We start from the raw sequence: 20,920 nt of genomic DNA on the forward strand, positions 1-20,920 counted from the left end.
GGCACCCCGAATGTCTGCACTCGCTCCCGTCCTCGACCGCCTCGACAAAAATCTCGACCAGAGCCTCGAGCGCCTGTTCGGCCTGCTCCGGATCAAGTCGATCTCCACCGATCCGGCCTTTGCCGGCGACTGCCGCAAGGCGGCCGAATGGCTCGTCGCCGACCTCAAGACGATCGGCTTCGACGCCAGCGTGCGCGACACGCCCGGCCATCCGATGGTGGTCGCCCATCACGACGGCCCGGCCGGCTCGCCGCATGTGCTTTTCTACGGCCATTACGACGTCCAGCCGGTCGATCCGCTCAACCTCTGGGAGGACGATCCCTTCGATCCGAAGCTCAAGCAGCTCGAGCCGGGCCGCAAGGTCATCACCGGCCGCGGCTCGTCCGACGACAAGGGCCAGCTGATGCTGTTCGTCGAGGCCTGCCGGGCCTGGAAGGAAGTGCATGGCAGCCTGCCCTGCAGGATCACGCTGTTGTTCGAGGGCGAGGAGGAGTCCGGCTCGCCGTCGCTCAAGCCCTTCCTCGAAGCCAATGCGGAGGAGCTCAAGGCCGATTTCGCCATGGTCTGCGACACCGGCATGTGGGACCGCGAGACGCCGGCGATCTGCGTCGGCCTGCGCGGCCTCGTCGGCGAGGAAGTGGTGGTCAAGGCGGCCAACCGCGACCTGCATTCGGGCGAATATGGCGGGGCCGCGGCCAACCCGGTGCGCATCCTCGCCAAGGTGCTGGCGGCGATCCATGACGACAATGGCCACGTCACCATCCCGGGCTTCTACGACGGCGTCGAGGAAACGCCGTCGCAGATCCTGAAGTCGTGGCAATCGCTAGGCGAAACCGCCGAGAACTTCCTCGGCGAGGTCGGCCTGTCGATCCCCTCGGGCGAGAAGGACCGTTCGATCCTGGAGCTGGTCTGGGCCCGCCCGACCGCCGAGTTCAACGGCATCACCGGCGGCTATACCGGCAAGGGCTTCAAGACGGTGATCGCGGCGCAAGCCTCCGCCAAGGTGTCGTTCCGGCTTGTGCACAAGCAGGATCCGAAGAAGGTCCGCGCTGCATTCCGCGAATTCGTCAAGGCGCGCATCCCGGCCGATTGCAGCGTCGAGTTCCACGAGCATGGCGGCTCGCCGGCGATCCAGCTCTCCTACGACTCGCCGTTCCTCGCCAAGGCCAAGGACGCGCTGTCGGACGAATGGTCGAAACAGGCGCTGATGATCGCCATGGGCGGCTCGATCCCGATCGTCGGCGACTTCCAGAACTTCCTCGGCATGGAGTCGCTGCTGGTGGGCTTTGCGCTCGCCGACGACCGCATCCACTCGCCCAACGAGAAGTACGACCTGACCTCGTTCCACAAGGGGCAGCGGTCCTGGGCGCGCATCCTCGCGGCGCTGACCCGCAAGTAGGCGCGGGAAACCGAGGTTTCTATTGATTTTTCTTCCGATCGCGGCGACTGAGATGCCAAGCCGCGATCGGAGACCAAAATGACCATCCGCTTCCACAAGAACGACCTGCCCGACCTCAGCAACTACGACGTCGATGCGGTCGCCATCGACACCGAAACCCTGGGCCTCAACCCGCACCGCGACCGGCTCTGCGTCGTGCAGATCTCTCCGGGCGACGGCACGGCGGACGTGATCCAGATCGCGCCGGGGCAGAAGAGGGCGCCGAACCTCACCGCGCTGCTCAAGAACCGCAAGGTGACGAAGCTGTTCCATTTCGGCCGCTTCGACATCGCCGTGCTCTACAACGCCTTCGGCGTGATGGCCGAGCCGGTGTTCTGCACCAAGATCGCCTCCAGGCTGACCCGCACCTACACCGACCGCCACGGCCTCAAGGACATCTGCAGCGAACTGCTCGGCGTCAGCCTGTCCAAGCAGCAGCAGTCGTCCGACTGGGCGGCGGAAACGCTGTCGCCGGAGCAACTGGAATATGCCGCCTCCGACGTGCTCTACCTGCACCGTCTGCGCGACGTGCTGGCCGGCCGGCTGGAGCGCGACGGGCGCATGAAGGAGGCCGACGCCTGCTTCCGCTTCCTGCCGACGCGCGCCCGGCTCGACCTGATGGGCTGGGGCGAAGAGGACATTTTTGCCCACAGCTGACCCTGCCGGCAGGGTCTTCGGAGGGAACGATCGGGCAGGCTTGGCCGTTTGGGTTGTGCTACCTGATGAAAGGATGCACCCGAATGGCCACTACTCGCGAAGAAATCCAGTCCGACCTCGAAGCGCAGGTTGCGCAACTGACCAGGCAGGTCGCGTCGCTGACCAAGGCGATGTCGAAGCGCAGCGCAAGCGCATTGGCGGAAGGCCGGGAGAGTGCCTCCGGGCTCTACGATGGCTTCTACGACCGCGTCAGCGACGCCCTGCCGGCGATGCGCAGGCAGGCGCGCGCGGCGCAGAAAACCGCCCGGGACAATCCGATGACGGCGGCACTCGTCGGCGTCGCGGTGTTCGGCCTGCTCGCCGCACTGCTGACCCGCCGATGACTATCGCCGCCGCATGGCTTTACCGGGCCGCGCGGTCGGCTATCGTTGGCCACCGAATTCGAGGGGACAGCCTATGAGTGACAAGAAACCGATCGCCACCGCGCCGAAAGATGGCAGCAAGATCACCGTTTTCTGGACCGACCGCGACGGCCAGGAAAACGAGTCGATCGCGCACTACCGCTCGCTCGCCCGGCTCAAGGCCGCGGGCGGACAGTGGGACGAAAGCGACGAGGGCTGGTGGGCCTATGTCGACAGCGACACCCAGAAGCGCATCGAGCCGCATTCGTGGCTGCAGCCGGGCGGCGACGACGAGGAGGAATAGGCGTATTGTCGGGGGGCTTCAGCCAGGGAGGAAGCCATGGCCGAGAAACCCGACAAGGATACCCATGAATTCATGGTGACGGCGGTCGAGCCGGCCCGCGACGACAAGCTGGACGGCGTGGCGCTGACGCTGGTCGATGCCCGCGGCGGGCGGGTGCGGCTGCATATGCATGCCGATATCGCCGAGGTGATGCGCGAGCGCATTTCGGCCGAACTCAACAAGACCATGGGGCCGTGACGCGGCATCGCGCCTGAGCCGACCGCCGGCGGCCGGGGACGGCCTGTTCCTGGCCGTGACCGCGGGCGCCATGGCAGCAAGCTTCATCGTCGATTTTTCCACGAGTCCTGAGCGCCGATCCGCCGAGCCGCGGGCGGCGCAGAATTTTTTCCGGCCTTTTTGAACCTTTCTCCGACCGGGCGCGACGAAGCCGTGTGGACGGGCAATTCGCCCTTATGGAGAGAGAGATGAGTGCATTCAGCAAGATAGCCCTGGCGGTCGTGACGGCGTCCGTCGTCGCTGCCTGTCAGTCGACCGAGATCAGGCGCTGCGAGTGGAAGCCGAAGGACCCGCGCTACCTGCAGAGCAGCAACTGCTGCGACCGCAACGATCCTTCGGGCTCCTGCTACAAGAGCAGCGACAAGCCGGACAAGCCCGACAAGCCGGATCGGCCCGACCCGATCCCGCAGTAAGCCGCGGACACCAGGGCCGCCGTCCCGCCGGACGGCGGCCTTTTTTTGCGCCGACAATCGCCGTGCCCAGTCAGTTCGGGGTCATCGCCCTGCCGACGAAGGCAAAGATCAGGATCGCGGAACTTCCCAACAGCGCGATGAGGCCCAGCGACCACGAAATGCCGATGGTCGCCATTGCCCAGGCAAAGGCAAAGGGGGCGGCGGCCGAGATGATCAGGCGGGCCGCCATGGCACGCCCCTGCAGCTGGCCGTAGCCCTCGCTTCCGAACAGGGAAAGCGGCAGCGCGCCGGTGACGATGCTGAAGAGGCCGTTGCCCATGCCGAAGGCGACCGCAAACAGCATCGCTCCGGGGACGGACGGAGCGGTGACGACCAGCACGACAACACCGCCCGCCATGAGGGCCGCGGATATGATAGCCAGCCGCAACGGCGCAAGGTTGATGCCGACGGACATGTTGATGAACCGGCTCAGGACCTGCGCCGGCCCGAACAAGGTGCCGACGATGGCGGCGGCTGCGCCAAGGCCAAGGCCGGAAAGCATCGGCACCATATGGACAAGAATGGCAGCACTCATGAGGTTCTGCAGGGAGAACGCAGAGACCATCAACGCGAAGCCGAGCGTCCTCGCGGAAGGCGGGAGCACGCCGGGAATCTGGCTTGCAGGTTCCGCGGTACCTCTCCTGGTCCTGGCCAGGCCATGCGACAGCCAGGCGTGCAGGGGTATGCAGACGAACAGGTTCAGCGCCGCGAAGGCGAGATAGATGCCCTGCCACGACAGTCGGGAATGCAGTTCGGCCGTCAGCGGCCAGAATATGGTCGAGGCAAATCCCGCGATGAGCGTCAGATAGGTGATGCTTCGCTGGGCTGCGGCCGGTCTGACCTGGACGAGCAGGGCGAATGCTGCGCCGTACTGCACGAAATTGGAGGCCACTGCGAGGGCGACAAGAGCGAGGGCAAACGACATGGCGTTCGGTGCCAGGGCGCATGCCACCAGCGCCGCTGCAGCTATGCCCGAGCCGATCGTCATGACTGCGCCGGCGCCGAAGCGATCGATCAGCTTGCCGAGCCACGGCGCCGTGAGTCCGCCTGCGAGCAATGCCACAGAGAAGGCGCCGAAGATCCATTCGGCGGACCGGCCAAAATCCTCCGCCATGTCGGCGGCGAGCATGCTGAAGCTGTAGTAGAGCGTGCCATAGCCGATGATCTGGGTGACGCCCAGGGCGAGCACGGCTCCAACCGGCGTAAGCTTCTCGTTCATTCGGCCGCGGGCCCGACGCTCAGGAGCGGCCGGGTTCGCGACGCACGACCTCGCCGTCTTCCTTCGCGAAGTCCGAAACCGGGTTCTCCAGAAGCTCGAGCACCGCCTCCGACGGGCGGCAAAGGCGGGTGCCTTTCGACGTTTCCACGATTGGCCGGTTGATCAGGACCGGATGGGTCAGCATGAAGTCGATCAGCTGGTCGTCCGTCCACTTGGGATCGTCGAGGCCGAGGTCTGCGTAGGGCGTGCCCTTTTCGCGCAGCAAATCGCGCGGCGCCATCCGCATCGCCGCCAGGAGCTGGACGAGCCGGTCGCGCGACGGCGGCGTCTTGAGATATTCGATGACGACAGGCTCCTCGCCGCTGGCGCGGATCATTGCCAAGGTATTGCGCGAGGTGCCGCAGGCGGGGTTGTGGTAGATCGTGGTGGTCATCTTGCGCTCACTGTTTCGATGGATGGCGTTTCCCGCCTCTTACCAGCCCCTTGAGGGGATCACGAGCCGCGCGACCGGCGGCATGGCCGTAAACCTCGACGAGCACGCCGAACGCTCGACAATGGACATGGGTCAGGCGGGTGGTTGTTCGGCAGCGCAGCACGCCGCTGCCCTGGCGACCGGCATGCAGATTTCCGGCCGTGCGGAGCAGCAGTCTTCCATCAGGAAACGAATGAGGCCGCTCAGCGCCTCGAACTCCGCAGTATAGATGATGGAGCGGGAATCGCGTCTTGCACTGGCAAGGCCCGCCCGTTCCAGCTCTTTCAGATGGAAGCTGACATTCGACGCGGACACCTCGGCCCGCTCGGCGACGGCGCCGGCCGCCATGCCATCCGGACCGGCCACGACAAGCATGCGGAGAATGCGCAGCCGTGTCTCCTGCGACAATGCGCCGAACGCGATGAGAGCTTGACGTTCTTCCATATTTCAATAATCCTAGAAATATCAAAATTAGGAGTAGCCGACATGGACGCATTTGGCAACGGGAAATCCGGTGGATCGACGTCTGTTCCGCCGGACGAGATTACCGTCGGGGGGCTGATCGAATTCCTTTCGGCACGTTCGTCGAGCCCGCTTTCGTTCCGCTACCAGGGCAACGCCGTGCGTCGCGGATATCACGTGACCGAGGTCAAATCCGCGAACTTCTCCGCCCTCGACTGCGGTGCCAACCCCGAGGCATGGACGGAGATCTTCGTCCAGTTGTGGGACGTGGACGACGCGCCCGAGCAGATGGCCGCCGGCAAGTTCGTGGCGATCCTGCGCAAGGTCACGCAACACGTCGACCTGGACATGCAGGCGAAACTGACCTTCGAGGTCAGCGACGGCAATCAGCCCATCCAGCTCTATCGGGCCGGGCCGCCGACCGTCGTGGACGACGCCATCCTCGTGGACCTCACGCCGCGACCGGCAAGCTGCAAGCCGCGCGACCGGTGGCTGGAGGGGCAGGAAATGCCGTGTTGTCCGCCGTCATCCGGATCGGGCTCCCGGTGCTGCAGCTAGCGGAAAAGCTCTTGCGCGCCGGGTAAAAGGAGGTGGGCGCGGCGGCAACGGGTTGGCTGTAACCCGTTGATTGTTCGAGCCTTCGGAAGGCCCCTGCTTAACGCCCCCTTAAATCGCCGCATTTAGTCTGCAACCGGAACGCCATTGGCATGGGGGCCGGACACACAGACATGGCGAACCGGAAGGACAGACGCATCGAACCGAGTTTCGATGATCCGCGGGACGACGCGGAGGACGACGTCTTTTCGGTTCGTGACGAGGACCGGGTCGTGCCCAGCCGCCGCAAAACCCCTGCCAAACGCAGCGCCTCGAAGGCGCGTTCCCCCAGCCGCGGCCGCAGCCAGAAGAAGCGCCGCGGCATGTTCGGCATCTTCGGCCGGCTGGTCTACTGGTGCTTCGTGCTGGCCATCTGGGGCGGCATCGCCGCTGCCGGCATCGTCATCTACTACGGCGCCAAGATGCCGAGCGCCACGACCTGGGCGATCCCCGACCGGTCCCCCAACATCAAGATCGTCGGCGTCGACGGCCGCCTGATCGCCAATCGCGGCATGACCGGCGGCGAGGCCGTCGGCCTGTTTGAGATGTCGCCCTATATCCCGCAGGCCGTCATGGCCATCGAGGACCGGCGCTTCTATTCGCATTTCGGCGTCGATCCGATCGGCCTCGCCCGGGCGGTGTCGCAGCGCGTCATCCACGGCCGCTTCACCCAGGGCGGCTCGACCCTGACCCAGCAGCTCGCCAAGAACCTGTTCCTCACCCCGGACCGCACCCTGGAGCGCAAGGTCCAGGAGGTGCTCCTGGCGCTGTGGCTGGAGCAGAAATACACCAAGGACCAGATCCTCGAAATGTACCTGAACCGGGTCTATTTCGGCTCGGGGTCCTATGGCGTCGAGGCGGCTTCGCGCCGCTATTTCGGCAAGTCCGCGCGTGACGTCAGCCTTGCCGAGGCCGCACTTCTCGCCGGCCTGCTCAAGGCGCCGTCGCGGCTTTCGCCGGCCCGCGACCCCAAGGCCGCGGATGCCCGCGCGCAGCTGGTGCTGGCGGCGATGCGCGAGCAGGGCATGATCGAGGAGAAGGAGCTGGCGACCGCCATGAGCGCGCCGGCGAGCCGTGTCGCCTCGTTCTGGACCGGCTCGGAAAACTATGTCGCCGACCGCGTCATGGAAGAGCTGCCCGGCCTGATCGGCGAGGTGCGCACCGACATCATCGTCGACACCACCGTCGACATGACGCTGCAGGAGCTGGCCGAAAAGTCGATCCGCCGCCTGATCGACGAGAACGGCGAGAAGCTGAACGTCAGCCAGGGCGCCCTGGTGTCGATCGACAATTCGGGCGCGGTGCGCGCCATGGTCGGCGGCTACGACTACTCCACCAGCCAGTTCGACCGCGCCTCCGAGGCGCGCCGCCAGCCCGGCTCGGCGTTCAAGCCCTTCGTCTACCTGGCCGCCGTGGAGCAGGGCCGATCGCCCGACAGCGTCCGCAACGACGCGCCGATCCAGATCGGCAAGTGGACGCCGGAGAACTACAACGGCAAGTATTACGGGCGCGTCACGCTGAGGACCGCGCTGGCGAAGTCGCTGAACTCGGTGGCCGCCCAGCTTGCCATGGAGGTTGGGCCCGCGGCCGTCGTCGAGGCCGCACAGCGCATGGGCATCGAGTCCGAGCTGCAGCCCAATGTCAGCATCTCGCTGGGCACGTCCGAGGTGACGCCGCTGGAGCTGACCGCCGCCTACGTGCCCTTCGCCAATGGCGGCTACCGGCCCGAGGTCCACATCATCAAGCGCATCACCGCGGCCGACGGCAGCGTCCTCTACGAGAACACCGCCGGCGGGGGGCCGCGGGTGATCAGCGCCGAGGTCGTCGGCATGATGAACGCGATGATGACGGGCGCGGTGGAGGAGGGCACGGCCAAGAAGGCCGCCTTCGCCTGGCCGGCCGCCGGCAAGACCGGCACCAGCCAGAATTCGCGCGACGCCTGGTTCGTCGGCTACACCGCGAACCTCACCACCGGCGTCTGGTTCGGCAACGACGACGGCAAGCCGATGAAGCGGGTGACCGGCGGCGCGCTGCCGGCACTTGCCTGGCACGAATTCATGGTGGCCGCCCACGAGGGCGTGCCGGTGGCGCCGCTGCCGGGGTCGTGGACGCCGCAGCAGGCTGCTCCCGAGGTCGCGATCGACGACCAGCCGGCCCTCGACGAGAACTCCTTCCCGCCCGCGCCCGAACAGCCCGGTGAGCGGCAGCCCGCGCAGCAGGTCGGCGGCGCGCCGCAGGAGCAGCCCGCGACCGCATCGATCCGCCGTCCGGTGCCGCCCGCCGATGTCGGCGGCCAGCCGCAGCGGCGCGAGACTTCCATCCTCAACATCCTGCTTGGCAACTGACGCCGGCTAGAGTGTTTCCGCTTTTCTTCGAATCGCGAAAACGCTCTATCTCTTTGTTTTGACGCAATTCCGGACAGAAAACCGCTGCGCACTTTTCCTGGAATTGCTCTAGCGGCCCAGTCCTCTCAGTATCGCGCGCTCGACCGGCGAATAGTCGCCGTCGTCGCGGCTGAGCGACAGAGACATTTTTGGCAGCAGTGGCGGCTGTGCCATGAAGCGCGGCCTCGTGCCGCGGTGCGGCTGGGCCGCATGCACCAGGAAGGGGTGGCAGAGATAGACCGTGCCGGCCGCGCCTGTCGCAAGCGCGACGGGCCTGTGCTCGCTCTCGGCAAAGCCGGTGGCGGCCAATTCCCGCAGGGACAGGCCTGCCTCGCCTGCCGGTGCCAGACGCTTCGCGATGTCGAGATGCGAGCCGATGCGGATGCGCGTCGGGGCATCGTTCTCGCCGACGTCGGAGAACAGGAACAGCATCAGGAGCGCACGTCCCCGCGAATGCAGGTTGGCGCGCCATGACATGTAGTCGCCGGCGTCTCCGTCCGGGCCGGCGAAGCTGGCGTCGATATGCCAGCCGGCGTCTCCCGGATCGTCGGGCGAGGGGAAACGTACGGGGAAGGAGCCGAGGCTGCTGCGCGGCAGCCAGCGCCCCGCGCCGACAAGGCAGTCGAATGCCTTGTGCAGCACCGGCGTATTGGCGGCGAGCCGGAACGGTTCCTGTGCATAGTCCCAGAGCCGGATCACCGGCCTGGTCCAGGTCGCGGGGACCTCCGGGTCGCAGCCGGTATCGCGCCAGAGGATGGCCCTGGCTTCGTCGGCCAACCGGTGCGGGAAGGCCTTGTCGATGCGGACGAAGCCGTCGGCGATGAACTTTTCGATCTGCGCGTCATCGAGCGCGCGGGCAAAATTGCTGTCGGGCATGTGAGCTCTCTTGTCTCGGCCAGCCAAAAGGCGGCGCGCAGGCGGCGCGGCAAGGCCGGCATCCAATCCTGGACACGGAAAGTGTCCGGCTTCCGGGCCCCTGGGGGCTAGCGGAAACGGATGGTCGAGACGTCGAGCGTGAACATCATCATGGCGGCGCCATTCTGCCCGAAGGCACCGCCAATGCAAGCGCCCACGGGCGCGCCTGCGAGGCGGCGGGGTTAGGCCGCCGAAGGCGTATCCGGCTTCGGATCCTCTTCAGGGCCCGCGGTCCTCGTCGTGCCGCCCATCACCTCAGCGACGATGCCGCGGGCGATCTCGCGCTCGCCCATGATCACCTTGTCGGCGCCGAGCCCGGCGAGGTGGTCGACCTCGGCATCCGAATGGGCGCGGGCGATGATCGTCATCTCCGGATTGGCGGTCTTGGCCTTGAGGATGATCTGCCCTGCCTCGAAGGCGTTGGGGATGGCAAGGATCAGCTGCTTGGCGCCGGCCGCGTTGGCGGCGCCGAACACCTCGCCCTTGACCGCATTGCCCGCCACCGTCTCCACGCCTTCGGCCATCAGCCTGGCGATGGTCTTGTCGGAATCCTCGATCACCAGGAAGGGCAGGCCCGCCTCCTTCAGCGACTGCCCGACCAGCGAGCCGACGCGGCCGTAGCCGATCAGGATGGTGTGGCCGCTGAGCCGGGTCGGCAGCGGTGCGTCCTCGTCGTCGGGCATTGCCGGCGCGGCCGCGACGGTGGCTACCTCGCCGGGTTCGGTCGCCGGCCCGATCGGCACCGCCTCGGCGGCCTCCGGCTGCTTGCCCGAGCGCTTCTCGAGCCAGGGCTTCAGCCGCGCGGCACCCGCGAAGGCCAGCGGGTTGAGCACGATCGACAGGATGGCGCCGGCGAGGATCAGGTCGCGGCCCTGTTCGGGCAGCAGGTCGAGGCTGACGCCGAGGCCGGCGAGCATGAAGGAGAATTCGCCGATCTGGGCGAGGCTGGCCGAGATGATCAGCGCCGTCGCCACCGGATAGCCGAAGGCGACGACGATCAGGAAGGCGGCCACCGACTTGCCGATCAGGATGATGAACAGCGTCGCCAGGATCGGCCAGGTGTTGCTGAGCAGGCTGGCGGGGTCGAACAGCATGCCGACCGAGACGAAGAACAGCACCGAGAAGGCATCGCGCAGCGGCAGCGTCTCCTCCGCGGCCTGGTGGCTGAGTTCGGATTCGCTCATCACCATGCCGGCGAAGAAGGCGCCGAGCGCCAGCGAAACGCCGAACAGCTGGGCCGCGCCGAAGGCGACGCCCAGCGCGATGGCGAGCACCGCCAGCCGGAACAGCTCGCGCGAACCGGTGTGGGCGACGTAGTGCAGCACCCAGGGGATGACCCGCCGGCCGACCACCAGCATGACGACGACGAAGGCGGCGACCTTGCCGAGCGTGATGCCGAGCACGCCCCAGACACCCAGGTCGAAACGCAAAGACAGGATGTCGGGCGCCTGTGCCGCCTGCTGCTCGCCGCCGAGCACGCCGGCGAGCGCCGGCAACAGCACCAGCGCCAGCACCATGGCGAGATCCTCGACGATCAGCCAGCCGACGGCGATGCGGCCGCGTTCGGTCTCGATCATGCGCCGCTCCTGCAGGGCGCGCAAAAGCACGACGGTGGAGGCGACCGACAGCGCCAGGCCGAAGACGAGGCCGGCACCCATCGACCAGCCGAGCATCCAGGCGAGGCCGGCGCCGAGCGCGGTCGCGAAGCCGATCTGGACGACGGCCCCCGGCACGGCGATGGCGCGCACCGACAGAAGGTCCTTCAACGAGAAGTGCAGGCCGACGCCGAACATCAGCAGGATGACGCCGATCTCGGCCAGTTCCAGCGCCAGCTTCTGGTCGGCGACGAAGCCGGGCGTGTTCGGCCCGACCAGCATGCCGGCGATCAGATAGCCGACCAGCGGCGGTATTCGGAAGCGGTTGGCGACGGCGCCGAGGATGAATGCCAGCCCCAGACCGGCGACGATGGTTGCGATGAGGGGCATTTCATGCGGCATTGTCCGGGCGGCACCTTTCGTGAATTGCGATGTCGTGGGGTGCGGCGGTGAAATCCGCTGCAAATCCAATATGGTGGACGCAAGCAGCCATGCGCAACCCTTGCCGGGCAAGAAATTTGGCCAAAGGCAAAAAAAGCGCCGGCGATATGCTGCCGGCGCTGCCTCCTTGTTGCTTGGATCTATTGCTGCCGATCAGGCCGACAGCAGCATGGATTCGATATCGGGAACGCTGTGATTGGTGAGCGTCTTGGGAAGTTCGGCGCAGACACGCTCGTCGACTTCCTTATGCAGCTTCTTGCGCAATTCCCCGAGCACCAGCGGCGGGGCGATCAGGATGATCTGCCGGAACGCATCCGCGTGGGCGAACTTGTAGAGCCGCTCGGCGATCTCGTCGGCGAAACGCTGCTTGGCGATCCTGTGCCAGTCGGTGTCGTCGACGGCGCTGTTGTGTGCCGAGAAGCCGCCGTCGCCGTAGCGCCCGGGCCGGTCGCTGCCCTGTTCGCGGGTGGGCGGGTTTTCCTGTTCCATCTCACGCACGACCTCGAGGCTGGGATATTTCGTATCTCCTTGATTCTTCAGGAACAACGCCTTTTCGCCATCCGCCACCAGCACCCAGATCCCGTGCTTGAGGACTATGTTGGCCATGATGCGCTCCTTTCTGACGCCCCGTCGGGCTTCGTTCGCGTGCAATGCACCTCGGGAACGCGGTTCGGCAGCGGTTGTTCCACGCCGACTTCGACGCATGCTGCGCGTTGCTTGTAATTCTACCAAATTAGTAGAATTTGGAAAAAGGCCTCCGGGCAGCTGGGTGCGTCGATAGGTGGACGCCGTCACGGGCGGTCGCCCGGGGAGGCGGTTTCCGCGCCGCAAACCCGTTGAGTTTGGTGCCTTTCGGCAGCTGCCGGGCCGGTCGGACCGGCGGGGTGCGCGCGCAAGCGAAAAAGGGGGCCGCTGCGCCGCCGCGGAATAATTTTCTCCTGCTTCATGTGGCGAGGCAAAAGCGATTGCCTCCCATCTTCGGGCGCGCGAGTGGGTTTCTTCTACGCATCGGTGCCGGCGGCTAGAAATGGCGGGTCTTCTGGAACCCCTTCGCCATGCCGACCGCCGACGCCAAGCTCAACGCCTTCCCGATCTTTCTCAAGGTCGAGGGCAGGGCCGTGGCCATCGTCGGCGGCGGCGACGAGGCGCTGGCCAAGGCGCGCCTGCTCGCCCAGTCGAGCGCCGAGATCCGTATCATCGCCGATAACGTCGAGCCGCAGCTGCGCGACTGGATCGCCGCCAACGGCGCGGTGCGCATCCACTCGGCCTATGATGCCTCGCTGGTCGAGGGCGCGGTCATGGTCTTCGCCGCGACCGGCGACGAGGCGCTCGACCGCCGCGTCGCCGAGGATGCCCGTCGCCTCGGCATCGCCGTCAACGCCGTCGACCGGCCCGAACTCTGCGATTTCTTCACCCCGGCGCTGGTCAACCGCGCGCCGGTCGCCGTTGCCGTCGGCACGGAAGGGGCAGGCCCCGTGCTCGCCCAGATGATCCGCGCCCGCATCGACCGCATGCTGTCGCCGCAGCTCGGTGCGCTGGCTGTGCTGGCCGCCGGCTTCCGCGACGCCGTCGAGCGGCTGCCGCCCAGGGGCAATGTCCGCCGCGCCTTCTGGCGCGAGTTCTTCGAAGGTGCGCCGGCGCGTGCGCTCGACAACGGCCAGCCGGCCGAGGCCAGGCAGGCTGCCGCCGCCCTTCTGGTGCAAGATGGTGCATCGCAGGGGCATGTGGCGCTGGTCGGCGCCGGCCCCGGCGCCGAGGACCTGCTCACACTGCGTGCCCATCGCCTGCTGATGCAGGCCGACGTCATCGTCCACGACGCGCTGGTGCCCGAGGCGGTCATCGCCATGGGCCGCCGCGACGCCGAGCGGCTGCCCGTCGGCAAGCGCAAGGGCTGCCATTCCAAGACGCAAGACGAGATCAACCACCTGCTGGTCGAACTGGCGCAAGCCGGCAAGCGCGTGGTCCGGCTCAAGTCGGGCGACCCGCTGGTCTTCGGCCGCGCCGGCGAGGAGATGCAGGCGATGCGCGACGCCGGCGTGTCCTACGAGATCGTTTCCGGCGTCACGTCGGCCTTCGCCGCCGCCGCCGATTTCGAGCTGCCGCTGACGCTGCGCGGGGTGACCTCGTCGATGGTCTTCACCACCGGCCACGACCTCAAGGGCGGCTCGTTGCCCGACTGGGCCAAGCTTGCCATTTCGGGCGCGACGGTTGCCGTCTACATGGGCCGCTCGGTTGCCGCCGACGTTGCCGGCCGCCTGATCGAGGCCGGGCTCTCTCCGGATACGGCGGTCGCCGTCGTCGAGAACGCCAGCCTCGATACGCGCCGCCGCTTCCACGGCACGCTCGCCGACCTGCCGTCGCTCGAAGGCCGCACGGATCTCGACGGGCCGGTCATGACCATCATCGGCGACGCGGTTGCCGGCGCCAATTTCGAACGTTCCGAGCCGCTTTCGGCACACAGGCACGAGACGGCGGCACTCGCCGCCATGGAAGGACAAGGGGCATGAAGATCCTGACCGCCAACCGGCTGACCGACGGCGAGGCCGTGTGGTTCGCTGCCGACGGCACCTGGGCCGAGACCATCGCCGGCGCCGAAATCGTCTCCGACAAGGACGGCGAGGCCAGGCTCGAGGCGATCGGCAAGGCCGCCTACGACAACAACGAGGTGGTCGACGTCAACCTGATCGACGTTACCGTCGTCGCCGGTGCCATCCAGCCGCTGCGCCTGCGCGAGGTGATCCGCGCCGCCGGCCCCACCAACCGCCTCGACCTCGGCAAGCAGGCCCGGCCTGTCGACGCCGCCGCCTGAAGATTGACCGGAAGAAAGCCATGTACCGCTACGACGAGTTCGACCATGACTTCGTGAAGGCCCGCGTCGCCGAGTTCAGCGACCAGGTCGAGCGCCGCCTTGCCGGCGAGATCACCGAGGACCAGTTCCGGCCGCTGCGCCTGATGAACGGCGTCTATCTCCAGCTGCACGCCTACATGCTGCGTATCGCCGTGCCCTACGGCACGCTGAATTCGAAGCAGCTGCGCATGCTCGGCCACATCGCCCGCAAGTACGACAAGGGCTACGGCCACTTCACCACGCGCCAGAACATCCAGTTCAACTGGCCGGCGCTGTCGGACATCCCGGCGATCCTCGCCGACCTGGCTTCCGTCGAGATGCACGCCATCCAGACCTCGGGCAACTGCATCCGCAACGTGACGGCCGACCACTTCGCCGGTGCCGCCGCCGACGAGGTCGCCGACCCGCGCCCCTATGCCGAGATCCTGCGCCAGTGGTCGTCGGTGCATCCCGAGTTCTCCTACCTGCCGCGCAAGTTCAAGATCGCGGTGACAGGGGCCGAGCGCGACCGCGCCGCCATCCAGACGCACGACATCGGCCTGCACCTCAAGAAGAACGACAAGGGCGAGCTGGGCTTCGCCGTCTATATCGGCGGCGGCCAGGGCCGCACGCCGATGGTCGGCAAGAAGATCCGCGACTTCCTGCCGGAGGAGCACCTGCTCTCCTACACCACAGCGATCCTGCGCGTGTACAACCTCTACGGCCGCCGCGACAACAAGTACAAGGCGCGCATCAAGATACTGGTCCACGAGACCGGCGTCGACGAGATCGCCCGCCAGGTCGAGGCCGAATGGCAGGCGCTGAAGGACGGCGAGCTCAAGCTGCCCGATGCCGACGTCGCGGCCATCCAGTCCTATTTCGCGCCGCCGGCGCTGGCCGCGCGCCCCGAGGGCGACGAGGCGGTGAAGCTGGCCAGGCTCGACTCGAAGAGCTTCGGCGAGTGGCTCGACCAGAACGTCTTCACCCACCGCAACCCCGACTATGCGGCGGTGACGATCTCGCTCAAGGGCATCGGCGAAGCCCCCGGCGACGCCAGCGACAGCCAGATGGAGGCGGTGGCCGACCTTGCCGAGAAGTACGGCTTCGACGAGATCCGCGTCAGCCACGAGCAGAACCTGATCCTGCCGCATGTCGCCCGCGCCGACCTCAGGGCGGTCTACGACACGCTGGTGGAGCACGAGCTCGCCACCGCCAACTCGAACCTCATCAGCGACATCATCGCCTGCCCCGGCCTCGACTATTGCGCGCTGGCCAATGCCCGCTCGATCTCGGTGGCGCAGGACATCTCGCGCCGCTTCGCCTCGCTCGAGCGCCAGCGCGACATCGGCGAGCTGAAGCTCAAGATCTCAGGCTGCATCAACGCCTGCGGCCACCACCATGTCGGCCATATCGGCATCCTCGGCGTCGAGAAGAAGGGCGCGGAGCTCTATCAGGTGACGCTCGGCGGCTCCGCCGACGAGCTCACTTCGGTGGGCGAGATCATCGGCCGCGGCTTCGGCCCGGAGGAGATCACCGACGCGATCGAGACCATCGTCGACACCTATCTGCAGGTCAGGCGCGATGCGTCGGAGAAGTTCCTCGACGCCTATCGCCGTGTCGGCCCGGCGCCGTTCAAGGAGGCGCTCTATGCTAGCGAAGCCAAGGCAGCCTGACGCCGAAACCTTCGAGCAGGTGCTGGCCGAGGCTGCGGCGCTCGACGCGCTCTACGGCAATCTCGCGCCGCAGGAGATCATCGCGCGCGCGGCAAACGAGCGCTTTGCCGGCGAGATCGCCGCCGTCTCCTCCTTCGGGGCGGATTCGGCCGTGCTGCTGCACATGATCGCCGCGGTCGACCGCAAGCTGCCGATCGTCTTTCTCGACACAGGCAAGCATTTCGGCGAGACGCTCGACTATCGCGACGCGCTTGCCGCCGATTTCGGCCTGACCGACATCCGGGTCGTTGCGCCGGACGCCGCCGCGCTGGCGCGCATCGACCCGACCGGCAAACTGCACCAGACCAGCACCGACGCCTGCTGCGACCTGCGCAAGGTCGAGCCGATGGCCCGCGGCGTGGAGCCGTTCAAGGCCTGGTTCACCGGCCGCAAGCGCTTCCAGGCGGCGACGCGCAACGCACTCCCGGTGTTCGAGCAGGTCGGGCCGCGGTTCCGTATCAACCCGCTGGCGCGCTGGACGACGTCGGATCTCGCCGACTACATGCGCAGACACGCCTTGCGCGAGAACCCGCTGGTCGCCTACGGTTACCTGTCGATCGGCTGCTTCCCCTGCACCCAGCCCGTCAAGCCGGGCGAGGACGCCCGCAGCGGGCGCTGGGCCGGGCAGGCGAAGACCGAATGCGGCATCCACCTTTCCGGTCTCGAGCAGTCGCTGACCGACGCATCTCTCTAGGAACGTGCATATGACCGAAGCGACACCGGCGATCCGCCTCTGGACCCCCGAAGGATTCCGCGAGGACGGGTGGATCCATGCCGACGATGCGGCCGCATTGGCGAGCAATCGCCGCGTGATCCTGTCGCTGCCGGCCTTCCTGGAGCTCGATGCGACCCAGCGTGAGGGTGCCAAGGAGCGCCTGGGCGTTCTGCTGCAGCCGGGCGATCAGCTCGACGCCATCGTCGACCTGCTCGACCAGCTGTCGCTGGTGGCGCTGGCTTTCCCGGCCTTCAACGACGGCCGGTCATTCTCGAAGGCCGAACTGCTGCGTAGCCGCCACGGCTTCGAAGGCGCGGTGCGGGCGACGGGACAGGTCCTCATCGACCAGCTGCCGCACATGCTGAGGGTCGGCTTCGACGAGTTCGAGGTGTCGCACCCAGTCTTGCTCAAGCGCCTGGAGGCCGGCAACAGCGGCGGCTTGCCGCTCTACTACCAGCCGTCGGCAAAGGCTGCGGAGAAGCCTGTGAAAGGGGCGGGCTATTCGTGGCGCCGCGGCGCCGGAAACTGATGGACGCCTAGGCTTTCGGCTGCCTGCGTTCGACTTCCTGCAGCTTGTCGAGAAGCCGCTGCAAGCCCGGCGGCAGATCCCCTTCGGCCCTGAAGACCGGCAGCGATTCGAGCACGCGCAGATTGCTCTCGGAGGCGAAAGTTCGCCTGATGTTGACAGCCAATCTGTCGGCTCTGGTCTTTGTATTTGGCTTTGCCTTCATGACGGGGCCTTCTTGTTGCCCGTAGAACTCTGCCAGATGCAAAATGGTTCCCGTCTGGGGAGACCTTGGGCAATGGTCGGCCGACTTGGTAAAAGTTGAATTAACGTTGAATTGCAGGCCCGGCTGCCGCAGCGGGGCCGTGCGTGTACGGCGCGGCATACGGCTCGGTATGCCCTTACCCCTTGATTTTTGGCATTTGAAGCTCGATATCGGGCGCAACTTCCAACCTGATCCGAACAACGGGAAATGGCGATGAGCGACCAGGCAAAAGACGAACGCGCGCCCGACGAGACGGCGCCCGCCGAGGCCCAGGCCGACAAGGTCGAAGGTGGCGTCGAGGGCGACTACGAAGCCCTCGTGCGACTGCTGAAGGAAAACGAGGAACTGAAGGACCGCGCCCTGCGCGTTGCGGCCGAGATGGAGAACCTGCGCCGCCGCACCGCGCGCGACGTGCAGGACGCACGCAGCTATTCGGTGGCAAACTTCGCCCGCGAAATGCTCACCGTGTCGGACAATCTGCGCCGCGCCATCGAGGCGGTGAGCGACGAGGCCAAGGCCGCCGGCGGCGCCGGGCTCGCGAGCCTCATCGAGGGCGTCGAGGTGACCGAACGCGCCATGCTTGCCGCGCTCGAGCGCCACGGCGTGCGCAAGCTCGACCCGCAGGGCGAGAAGTTCGACCCCAATTTCCACCAGGCGATGTTCGAGGTGCCGAACCCCGACGTGCCGGCCAACACGGTCGTGCATGTCGCCCAGTCGGGCTACACCATCGGTGATCGCGTGCTGCGCCCGGCCATGGTGGGCATCGCCAAGGGCGGCCCCAAGCATGGCGCCGAGACGCCGGCCGAGCCCGGCCCGGTGAACGAGCAGGCCGAGAAGGACGCCTGAGCAAGTGAATAGAGAACAGGGTGTAGCGAGTAGGGAATAGATTTGTGGCGACTCTGGCTTCGGTGCCGGACGCTGCTATTCTCCCTCACCATTCGCTGCTCACCAATCCCTACTCGCCCACTGCATGAATCCGCTGCTCTATCTCGACTATGCCGGCGTGGCGGTGTTTGCCGCCACTGGCGCGCTTGCCGCCTCGCGCAAGCAGCTCGACGTCATTGGCTTCCTGTTCCTGGCAAGTTTCACGGGAATCGGCGGGGGAACGGTCCGCGACGTCATCCTCGGCCTGCCCGTGTTCTGGGTGGTCAATCCGGCCTATGTGCTGGTCTGCGCCGCAGTCGCCGTGCTCGTCTTCTTCACCGCCCACCGGGTCGAATCCCGCTACAAGCTGCTACTCTGGCTCGATGCGCTCGGCATGTCGGCCTATGCCGCGATCGGTGCGGCGAAGGGGCTGGCCGCAACCGGCTCGCCGACGGTCGCCATCGTCATGGGCATGCTGACGGCGACCTTCGGCGGCATTCTCCGTGACATCCTCGCGGGCGAGCCCTCGGTGTTGCTGAAGCCCGAGATCTACGTCTCTGCCGCGATGGCTGGCGCCGGCATCTACACGCTCGCCGAACTCGCCGAGCTGCCGTCCGCGGTTTCGGCCGTGGTCGCCTTCGCCGCCGCTTTCATGGTGCGCGGCGGCGCACTGAAATTCGGCTGGACCTTTCCGGCCTACCGCAGCCGGCCGGGCCGCCGGCCCGAGGATATCCCCTGAGTGCGGCGGCCCGCGCCGATGTGGGGCCGTTGCCGGCCTTGAGGCGCAATGCGACTATGCAACATGGAAGAACGGAGTAGCGCGCGCCGCCCTTGGGCCATTCTCGGCTATGCCGTCCTTGTGCTGGCGCTACCCATCGCCGTTCTCGGGCTGATGCCCGCAAACGAATACAAGGCATGGGGTGGCGGTGGCATTGATTGCGACGGCCCGGGGCCGGTGCTGTTCTTCGGCACGGCGGCGCTCGCGGTCTATCTTGCAGGCGCGCTGCTGAACGGCCGACATTTCAGGAAACCTGCCAGGCTGCTGATCTCGGCTGCCTGCGTGCTCGTTTGCCTGGCGCTGGTGCCCAATGTCGTGGACGCGGTCAGGGAACAGCGCCTGAACGACCTCGCACCCGAAACTTGTGGCTGACCATGCAAGCCCCTCGATTGGCATCCCGCCCTAGCTTTCCGTGAAGGCGGCCAGGTTTTCGAGCTACGAAGCGATGCCCTTTAGATGGTCGTCCTCGCCGATCCCCGAAGGCACGTCCTGGCAGCTGACCGTGACCCGCGTGCCGCCTTCGACCGGCTCTAGCGTGGTCACGATCCGCATGGTTCCGGCAAAGGCGGGGTCGTCCGATTCGAATTGCATCACTTCGGGACCAGCGCGGGCGATCGGCGACACCGACAAAGGCTTATTTTAACGGTTGCGCCTTAACCAGATGGCAAATGTATCAAGGCGCAGGCGCTTCATGATCCCGCATCGGCTTATCCGCGCAATCCAAAGCGAGCTTCCCGGGGCCAAGGCCGGCAAGGAAGCCGTGACGCGTTCGCTGCGGCGGATCATGCGCAAGCCGCATGAACCGGAATTCGCCATCATCGCGCGGCTGAAGCCGGAAGGGCAGAGCTTTGTCGACGTCGGCGCCAATGCCGGGCAGTCGATCGAGTCGATCCGACTGTTCGCGCCGGGCGCGGCGCTGTATGCCTTCGAGGCCAATGCCGGCCTCGCGCGGCGCCTCGAGGCCCGCTACGAACGCGATCGCGAAATCACGATCCACCCCTTCGGTCTCGGCAGGGAGAATGGCCGCTTCACCCTTCATGTGCCGAAATACCGGCACATGGTCTATGACGGCCTTGCCTCGATGGACCTTCAGGAAGCCAGCAGCTGGCTGAATCCGGAACGGGTCTTCGGCTTCCGGCCCGACCAGCTCGCAATCGAGTCGATGGGGTGCGAAATCAGGCCGCTCGACAGCGTCGGGCTGGACCCCTGCTTCGTCAAGATCGACGTCCAGGGGCTCGAGCATGACGTCATCCTCGGCGGCATCGAGACCATGAAGCGCTCGGAGCCGCTGCTGCTCATCGAGGCGCCGTCGGACGAACTCTGCAAGTTGCTCGCCGACATCGGTTTCTCCGACGTCGCCTTCTCGGGCGGTGCGGTCATGCTGGGCGAGAACCGGAGCAGTTCGGCCAACAGGCTGTTTGCCTCGGCGCGCCGGATGCGTTCCCTCATGGGTGCAGGCTGATGCCGCAGCGAGCACGTCCCCACGCGGGAACGTCAGGCTTCGGCATGGGCATATGGCCGCCTAGAGCGGCGGACGCTCAGATTGAATCAAGAGGGATTCCATTGAGGCAAACTTGGTGATTCACTTCCGGTAGGAGGTGATTTGCGATGCCCAAGCCCTATTCGATGGATCTGCGGGAACGT

General features: G+C 66.6%; 25 protein-coding genes. 17 read left to right on the forward strand and 8 right to left on the reverse strand.

The window, feature by feature from the left end:
• The first annotated feature begins 10 nt into the window (after window positions 1-10).
• The 6 genes from AmiPiv_RS24190 (at window position 11) to AmiPiv_RS24215 (ending at window position 3,489) form a co-directional block, all read left to right on the forward strand.
• The gene (locus tag AmiPiv_RS24190; protein WP_340041663.1) at window positions 11-1,399 is read left to right on the forward strand and encodes a M20/M25/M40 family metallo-hydrolase; all 1,389 of its coding nucleotides are present in this window, start codon (window positions 11-13) and stop codon (window positions 1,397-1,399) included.
• Between the two features lie 78 nt (window positions 1,400-1,477).
• The gene (locus AmiPiv_RS24195; protein WP_340041666.1) at window positions 1,478-2,095 is read left to right on the forward strand and encodes a ribonuclease D; all 618 of its coding nucleotides are present in this window, start codon (window positions 1,478-1,480) and stop codon (window positions 2,093-2,095) included.
• 83 nt (window positions 2,096-2,178) lie between these two features.
• Window positions 2,179-2,478 (forward strand): hypothetical protein, encoded by a 300-nt coding sequence (locus AmiPiv_RS24200; protein WP_340041668.1) that lies wholly within the window; start codon window positions 2,179-2,181, stop codon window positions 2,476-2,478.
• A gap of 73 nt (window positions 2,479-2,551) precedes the next feature.
• Window positions 2,552-2,800: a hypothetical protein gene (locus AmiPiv_RS24205; RefSeq protein ID WP_340041670.1), complete on the forward strand. Its 249-nt coding sequence runs from the start codon at window positions 2,552-2,554 to the stop codon at window positions 2,798-2,800.
• Window positions 2,801-2,836: 36 nt separating this feature from the next.
• Window positions 2,837-3,037: a hypothetical protein gene (locus AmiPiv_RS24210; RefSeq protein ID WP_340041672.1), complete on the forward strand. Its 201-nt coding sequence runs from the start codon at window positions 2,837-2,839 to the stop codon at window positions 3,035-3,037.
• 227 nt (window positions 3,038-3,264) lie between these two features.
• Window positions 3,265-3,489, forward strand: coding sequence for a hypothetical protein (locus AmiPiv_RS24215; RefSeq protein WP_340041674.1), 225 nt, complete (start codon window positions 3,265-3,267; stop codon window positions 3,487-3,489).
• Between the two features lie 70 nt (window positions 3,490-3,559).
• Here the strand turns inward: AmiPiv_RS24215 and arsK are convergent, their stop codons facing one another.
• The 3 genes from arsK to AmiPiv_RS24230 form a co-directional block, all read right to left on the reverse strand.
• Window positions 3,560-4,747 (reverse strand): arsenite efflux MFS transporter ArsK, encoded by a 1,188-nt coding sequence (arsK, locus tag AmiPiv_RS24220; protein ID WP_340041676.1) that lies wholly within the window; start codon window positions 4,745-4,747, stop codon window positions 3,560-3,562.
• Window positions 4,748-4,766: 19 nt separating this feature from the next.
• The gene (gene arsC, locus AmiPiv_RS24225) at window positions 4,767-5,180 is read right to left on the reverse strand and encodes an arsenate reductase (glutaredoxin) (protein WP_340041679.1); all 414 of its coding nucleotides are present in this window, start codon (window positions 5,178-5,180) and stop codon (window positions 4,767-4,769) included.
• Window positions 5,181-5,312: 132 nt separating this feature from the next.
• A complete protein-coding gene (locus AmiPiv_RS24230) occupies window positions 5,313-5,663 on the reverse strand; it encodes an ArsR/SmtB family transcription factor (RefSeq protein ID WP_340041682.1) in 351 nt (116 codons plus the stop codon).
• Window positions 5,664-5,705: 42 nt separating this feature from the next.
• Between AmiPiv_RS24230 and AmiPiv_RS24235 the strand changes: the two genes are divergently transcribed.
• Window positions 5,706-6,239: a DUF6428 family protein gene (locus AmiPiv_RS24235; protein WP_340041684.1), complete on the forward strand. Its 534-nt coding sequence runs from the start codon at window positions 5,706-5,708 to the stop codon at window positions 6,237-6,239.
• A 170-nt stretch (window positions 6,240-6,409) separates the two neighbouring features.
• Window positions 6,410-8,620, forward strand: coding sequence for a transglycosylase domain-containing protein (locus AmiPiv_RS24240; RefSeq protein ID WP_340041686.1), 2,211 nt, complete (start codon window positions 6,410-6,412; stop codon window positions 8,618-8,620).
• A 108-nt stretch (window positions 8,621-8,728) separates the two neighbouring features.
• Here AmiPiv_RS24240 and AmiPiv_RS24245 read toward each other — a convergent pair whose 3' ends face one another.
• From AmiPiv_RS24245 to AmiPiv_RS24255, 3 genes are all read right to left on the reverse strand, one after another.
• Window positions 8,729-9,535, reverse strand: a complete 807-nt coding sequence (locus tag AmiPiv_RS24245) for a phytanoyl-CoA dioxygenase (RefSeq protein WP_340041688.1) — start codon at window positions 9,533-9,535, stop codon at window positions 8,729-8,731.
• Window positions 9,536-9,756: 221 nt separating this feature from the next.
• Entirely contained in the window at window positions 9,757-11,571 is a 1,815-nt protein-coding gene (gene ybaL, locus AmiPiv_RS24250; protein ID WP_340041690.1) for a YbaL family putative K(+) efflux transporter, read from the reverse strand.
• Between the two features lie 192 nt (window positions 11,572-11,763).
• Window positions 11,764-12,216 (reverse strand): host attachment family protein, encoded by a 453-nt coding sequence (locus AmiPiv_RS24255; RefSeq protein WP_340041692.1) that lies wholly within the window; start codon window positions 12,214-12,216, stop codon window positions 11,764-11,766.
• 449 nt (window positions 12,217-12,665) lie between these two features.
• On the opposite strand from AmiPiv_RS24255, the gene cysG reads away from it, so the two are divergent.
• The 5 genes from cysG to AmiPiv_RS24280 are packed head-to-tail and all read left to right on the forward strand — an operon-like array spanning window position 12,666 to window position 17,393.
• Entirely contained in the window at window positions 12,666-14,117 is a 1,452-nt protein-coding gene (gene cysG, locus AmiPiv_RS24260) for a siroheme synthase CysG (RefSeq protein ID WP_340041694.1), read from the forward strand.
• On the forward strand, window positions 14,114-14,419 hold the full coding sequence (locus AmiPiv_RS24265) for a DUF2849 domain-containing protein (protein WP_340041696.1): 306 nt from the start codon (window positions 14,114-14,116) through the stop codon (window positions 14,417-14,419). The genes cysG and AmiPiv_RS24265 overlap by 4 nt, the downstream gene beginning before the upstream one ends.
• Before the next feature lie 20 nt (window positions 14,420-14,439).
• On the forward strand, window positions 14,440-16,110 hold the full coding sequence (locus AmiPiv_RS24270; RefSeq protein ID WP_340041698.1) for a nitrite/sulfite reductase: 1,671 nt from the start codon (window positions 14,440-14,442) through the stop codon (window positions 16,108-16,110).
• Entirely contained in the window at window positions 16,085-16,843 is a 759-nt protein-coding gene (locus tag AmiPiv_RS24275; protein WP_340041700.1) for a phosphoadenylyl-sulfate reductase, read from the forward strand. Before AmiPiv_RS24270 ends, AmiPiv_RS24275 begins: the two co-directional genes overlap by 26 nt.
• Before the next feature lie 10 nt (window positions 16,844-16,853).
• Window positions 16,854-17,393, forward strand: coding sequence for a DUF934 domain-containing protein (locus AmiPiv_RS24280; protein WP_340041702.1), 540 nt, complete (start codon window positions 16,854-16,856; stop codon window positions 17,391-17,393).
• A gap of 7 nt (window positions 17,394-17,400) precedes the next feature.
• Here AmiPiv_RS24280 and AmiPiv_RS24285 read toward each other — a convergent pair whose 3' ends face one another.
• Entirely contained in the window at window positions 17,401-17,754 is a 354-nt protein-coding gene (locus AmiPiv_RS24285) for a hypothetical protein (RefSeq protein ID WP_340041704.1), read from the reverse strand.
• A gap of 93 nt (window positions 17,755-17,847) precedes the next feature.
• Here AmiPiv_RS24285 and grpE point away from each other — a divergent pair, with 93 nt between their 5' ends.
• The 3 genes from grpE (at window position 17,848) to AmiPiv_RS24300 (ending at window position 19,648) form a co-directional block, all read left to right on the forward strand.
• Window positions 17,848-18,480 carry a nucleotide exchange factor GrpE gene (grpE, locus tag AmiPiv_RS24290; RefSeq protein ID WP_340041706.1) on the forward strand — a complete coding sequence of 211 codons (633 nt, stop codon included), beginning with the start codon at window positions 17,848-17,850 and terminating at the stop codon, window positions 18,478-18,480.
• A 124-nt stretch (window positions 18,481-18,604) separates the two neighbouring features.
• The gene (locus AmiPiv_RS24295) at window positions 18,605-19,237 is read left to right on the forward strand and encodes a trimeric intracellular cation channel family protein (RefSeq protein ID WP_340041708.1); all 633 of its coding nucleotides are present in this window, start codon (window positions 18,605-18,607) and stop codon (window positions 19,235-19,237) included.
• A 63-nt stretch (window positions 19,238-19,300) separates the two neighbouring features.
• Window positions 19,301-19,648, forward strand: coding sequence for a hypothetical protein (locus AmiPiv_RS24300; protein WP_340041710.1), 348 nt, complete (start codon window positions 19,301-19,303; stop codon window positions 19,646-19,648).
• A gap of 63 nt (window positions 19,649-19,711) precedes the next feature.
• Here the strand turns inward: AmiPiv_RS24300 and AmiPiv_RS24305 are convergent, their stop codons facing one another.
• Complete coding sequence (locus AmiPiv_RS24305) at window positions 19,712-19,867, reverse strand: hypothetical protein (protein ID WP_340041712.1); 156 nt, start codon at window positions 19,865-19,867, stop codon at window positions 19,712-19,714.
• A 169-nt stretch (window positions 19,868-20,036) separates the two neighbouring features.
• Here AmiPiv_RS24305 and AmiPiv_RS24310 point away from each other — a divergent pair, with 169 nt between their 5' ends.
• Complete coding sequence (locus tag AmiPiv_RS24310; RefSeq protein WP_340041714.1) at window positions 20,037-20,738, forward strand: FkbM family methyltransferase; 702 nt, start codon at window positions 20,037-20,039, stop codon at window positions 20,736-20,738.
• Window positions 20,739-20,920: the final 182 nt, after the last annotated feature.

Origin of the sequence: Aminobacter sp. Piv2-1 (genome assembly GCF_037625995.1) — a bacterium.
Classification (GTDB): domain Bacteria; phylum Pseudomonadota; class Alphaproteobacteria; order Rhizobiales; family Rhizobiaceae; genus Aminobacter.

Bases quoted from the DNA above. Each gene is read 5' to 3' on its own strand.
- arsK (WP_340041676.1), bottom strand. From the start codon at position 4,747: ATGAACGAGAAGCTTACGCCGGTTGGAGCCGTGCTCGCCCTGGGCGTC.
- AmiPiv_RS24195 (WP_340041666.1), top strand. From the start codon at position 1,478: ATGACCATCCGCTTCCACAAGAACGACCTGCCCGACCTCAGCAACTAC.
- AmiPiv_RS24275 (WP_340041700.1), top strand. From the start codon at position 16,085: ATGCTAGCGAAGCCAAGGCAGCCTGACGCCGAAACCTTCGAGCAGGTG.
- AmiPiv_RS24300 (WP_340041710.1), top strand. From the start codon at position 19,301: ATGGAAGAACGGAGTAGCGCGCGCCGCCCTTGGGCCATTCTCGGCTAT.
- AmiPiv_RS24240 (WP_340041686.1), top strand. From the start codon at position 6,410: ATGGCGAACCGGAAGGACAGACGCATCGAACCGAGTTTCGATGATCCG.
- AmiPiv_RS24215 (WP_340041674.1), top strand. From the start codon at position 3,265: ATGAGTGCATTCAGCAAGATAGCCCTGGCGGTCGTGACGGCGTCCGTC.
- AmiPiv_RS24280 (WP_340041702.1), top strand. From the start codon at position 16,854: ATGACCGAAGCGACACCGGCGATCCGCCTCTGGACCCCCGAAGGATTC.
- AmiPiv_RS24245 (WP_340041688.1), bottom strand. From the start codon at position 9,535: ATGCCCGACAGCAATTTTGCCCGCGCGCTCGATGACGCGCAGATCGAA.
- AmiPiv_RS24230 (WP_340041682.1), bottom strand. From the start codon at position 5,663: ATGGAAGAACGTCAAGCTCTCATCGCGTTCGGCGCATTGTCGCAGGAG.
- AmiPiv_RS24255 (WP_340041692.1), bottom strand. From the start codon at position 12,216: ATGGCCAACATAGTCCTCAAGCACGGGATCTGGGTGCTGGTGGCGGAT.
- AmiPiv_RS24265 (WP_340041696.1), top strand. From the start codon at position 14,114: ATGAAGATCCTGACCGCCAACCGGCTGACCGACGGCGAGGCCGTGTGG.
- AmiPiv_RS24285 (WP_340041704.1), bottom strand. From the start codon at position 17,754: ATGCCGCGCCGTACACGCACGGCCCCGCTGCGGCAGCCGGGCCTGCAA.
- cysG (WP_340041694.1), top strand. From the start codon at position 12,666: ATGCCGACCGCCGACGCCAAGCTCAACGCCTTCCCGATCTTTCTCAAG.
- ybaL (WP_340041690.1), bottom strand. From the start codon at position 11,571: ATGCCGCATGAAATGCCCCTCATCGCAACCATCGTCGCCGGTCTGGGG.
- AmiPiv_RS24200 (WP_340041668.1), top strand. From the start codon at position 2,179: ATGGCCACTACTCGCGAAGAAATCCAGTCCGACCTCGAAGCGCAGGTT.
- arsC (WP_340041679.1), bottom strand. From the start codon at position 5,180: ATGACCACCACGATCTACCACAACCCCGCCTGCGGCACCTCGCGCAAT.
- grpE (WP_340041706.1), top strand. From the start codon at position 17,848: ATGAGCGACCAGGCAAAAGACGAACGCGCGCCCGACGAGACGGCGCCC.
- AmiPiv_RS24235 (WP_340041684.1), top strand. From the start codon at position 5,706: ATGGACGCATTTGGCAACGGGAAATCCGGTGGATCGACGTCTGTTCCG.
- AmiPiv_RS24210 (WP_340041672.1), top strand. From the start codon at position 2,837: ATGGCCGAGAAACCCGACAAGGATACCCATGAATTCATGGTGACGGCG.
- AmiPiv_RS24205 (WP_340041670.1), top strand. From the start codon at position 2,552: ATGAGTGACAAGAAACCGATCGCCACCGCGCCGAAAGATGGCAGCAAG.
- AmiPiv_RS24270 (WP_340041698.1), top strand. From the start codon at position 14,440: ATGTACCGCTACGACGAGTTCGACCATGACTTCGTGAAGGCCCGCGTC.
- AmiPiv_RS24305 (WP_340041712.1), bottom strand. From the start codon at position 19,867: ATGCAATTCGAATCGGACGACCCCGCCTTTGCCGGAACCATGCGGATC.
- AmiPiv_RS24295 (WP_340041708.1), top strand. From the start codon at position 18,605: ATGAATCCGCTGCTCTATCTCGACTATGCCGGCGTGGCGGTGTTTGCC.
- AmiPiv_RS24190 (WP_340041663.1), top strand. From the start codon at position 11: ATGTCTGCACTCGCTCCCGTCCTCGACCGCCTCGACAAAAATCTCGAC.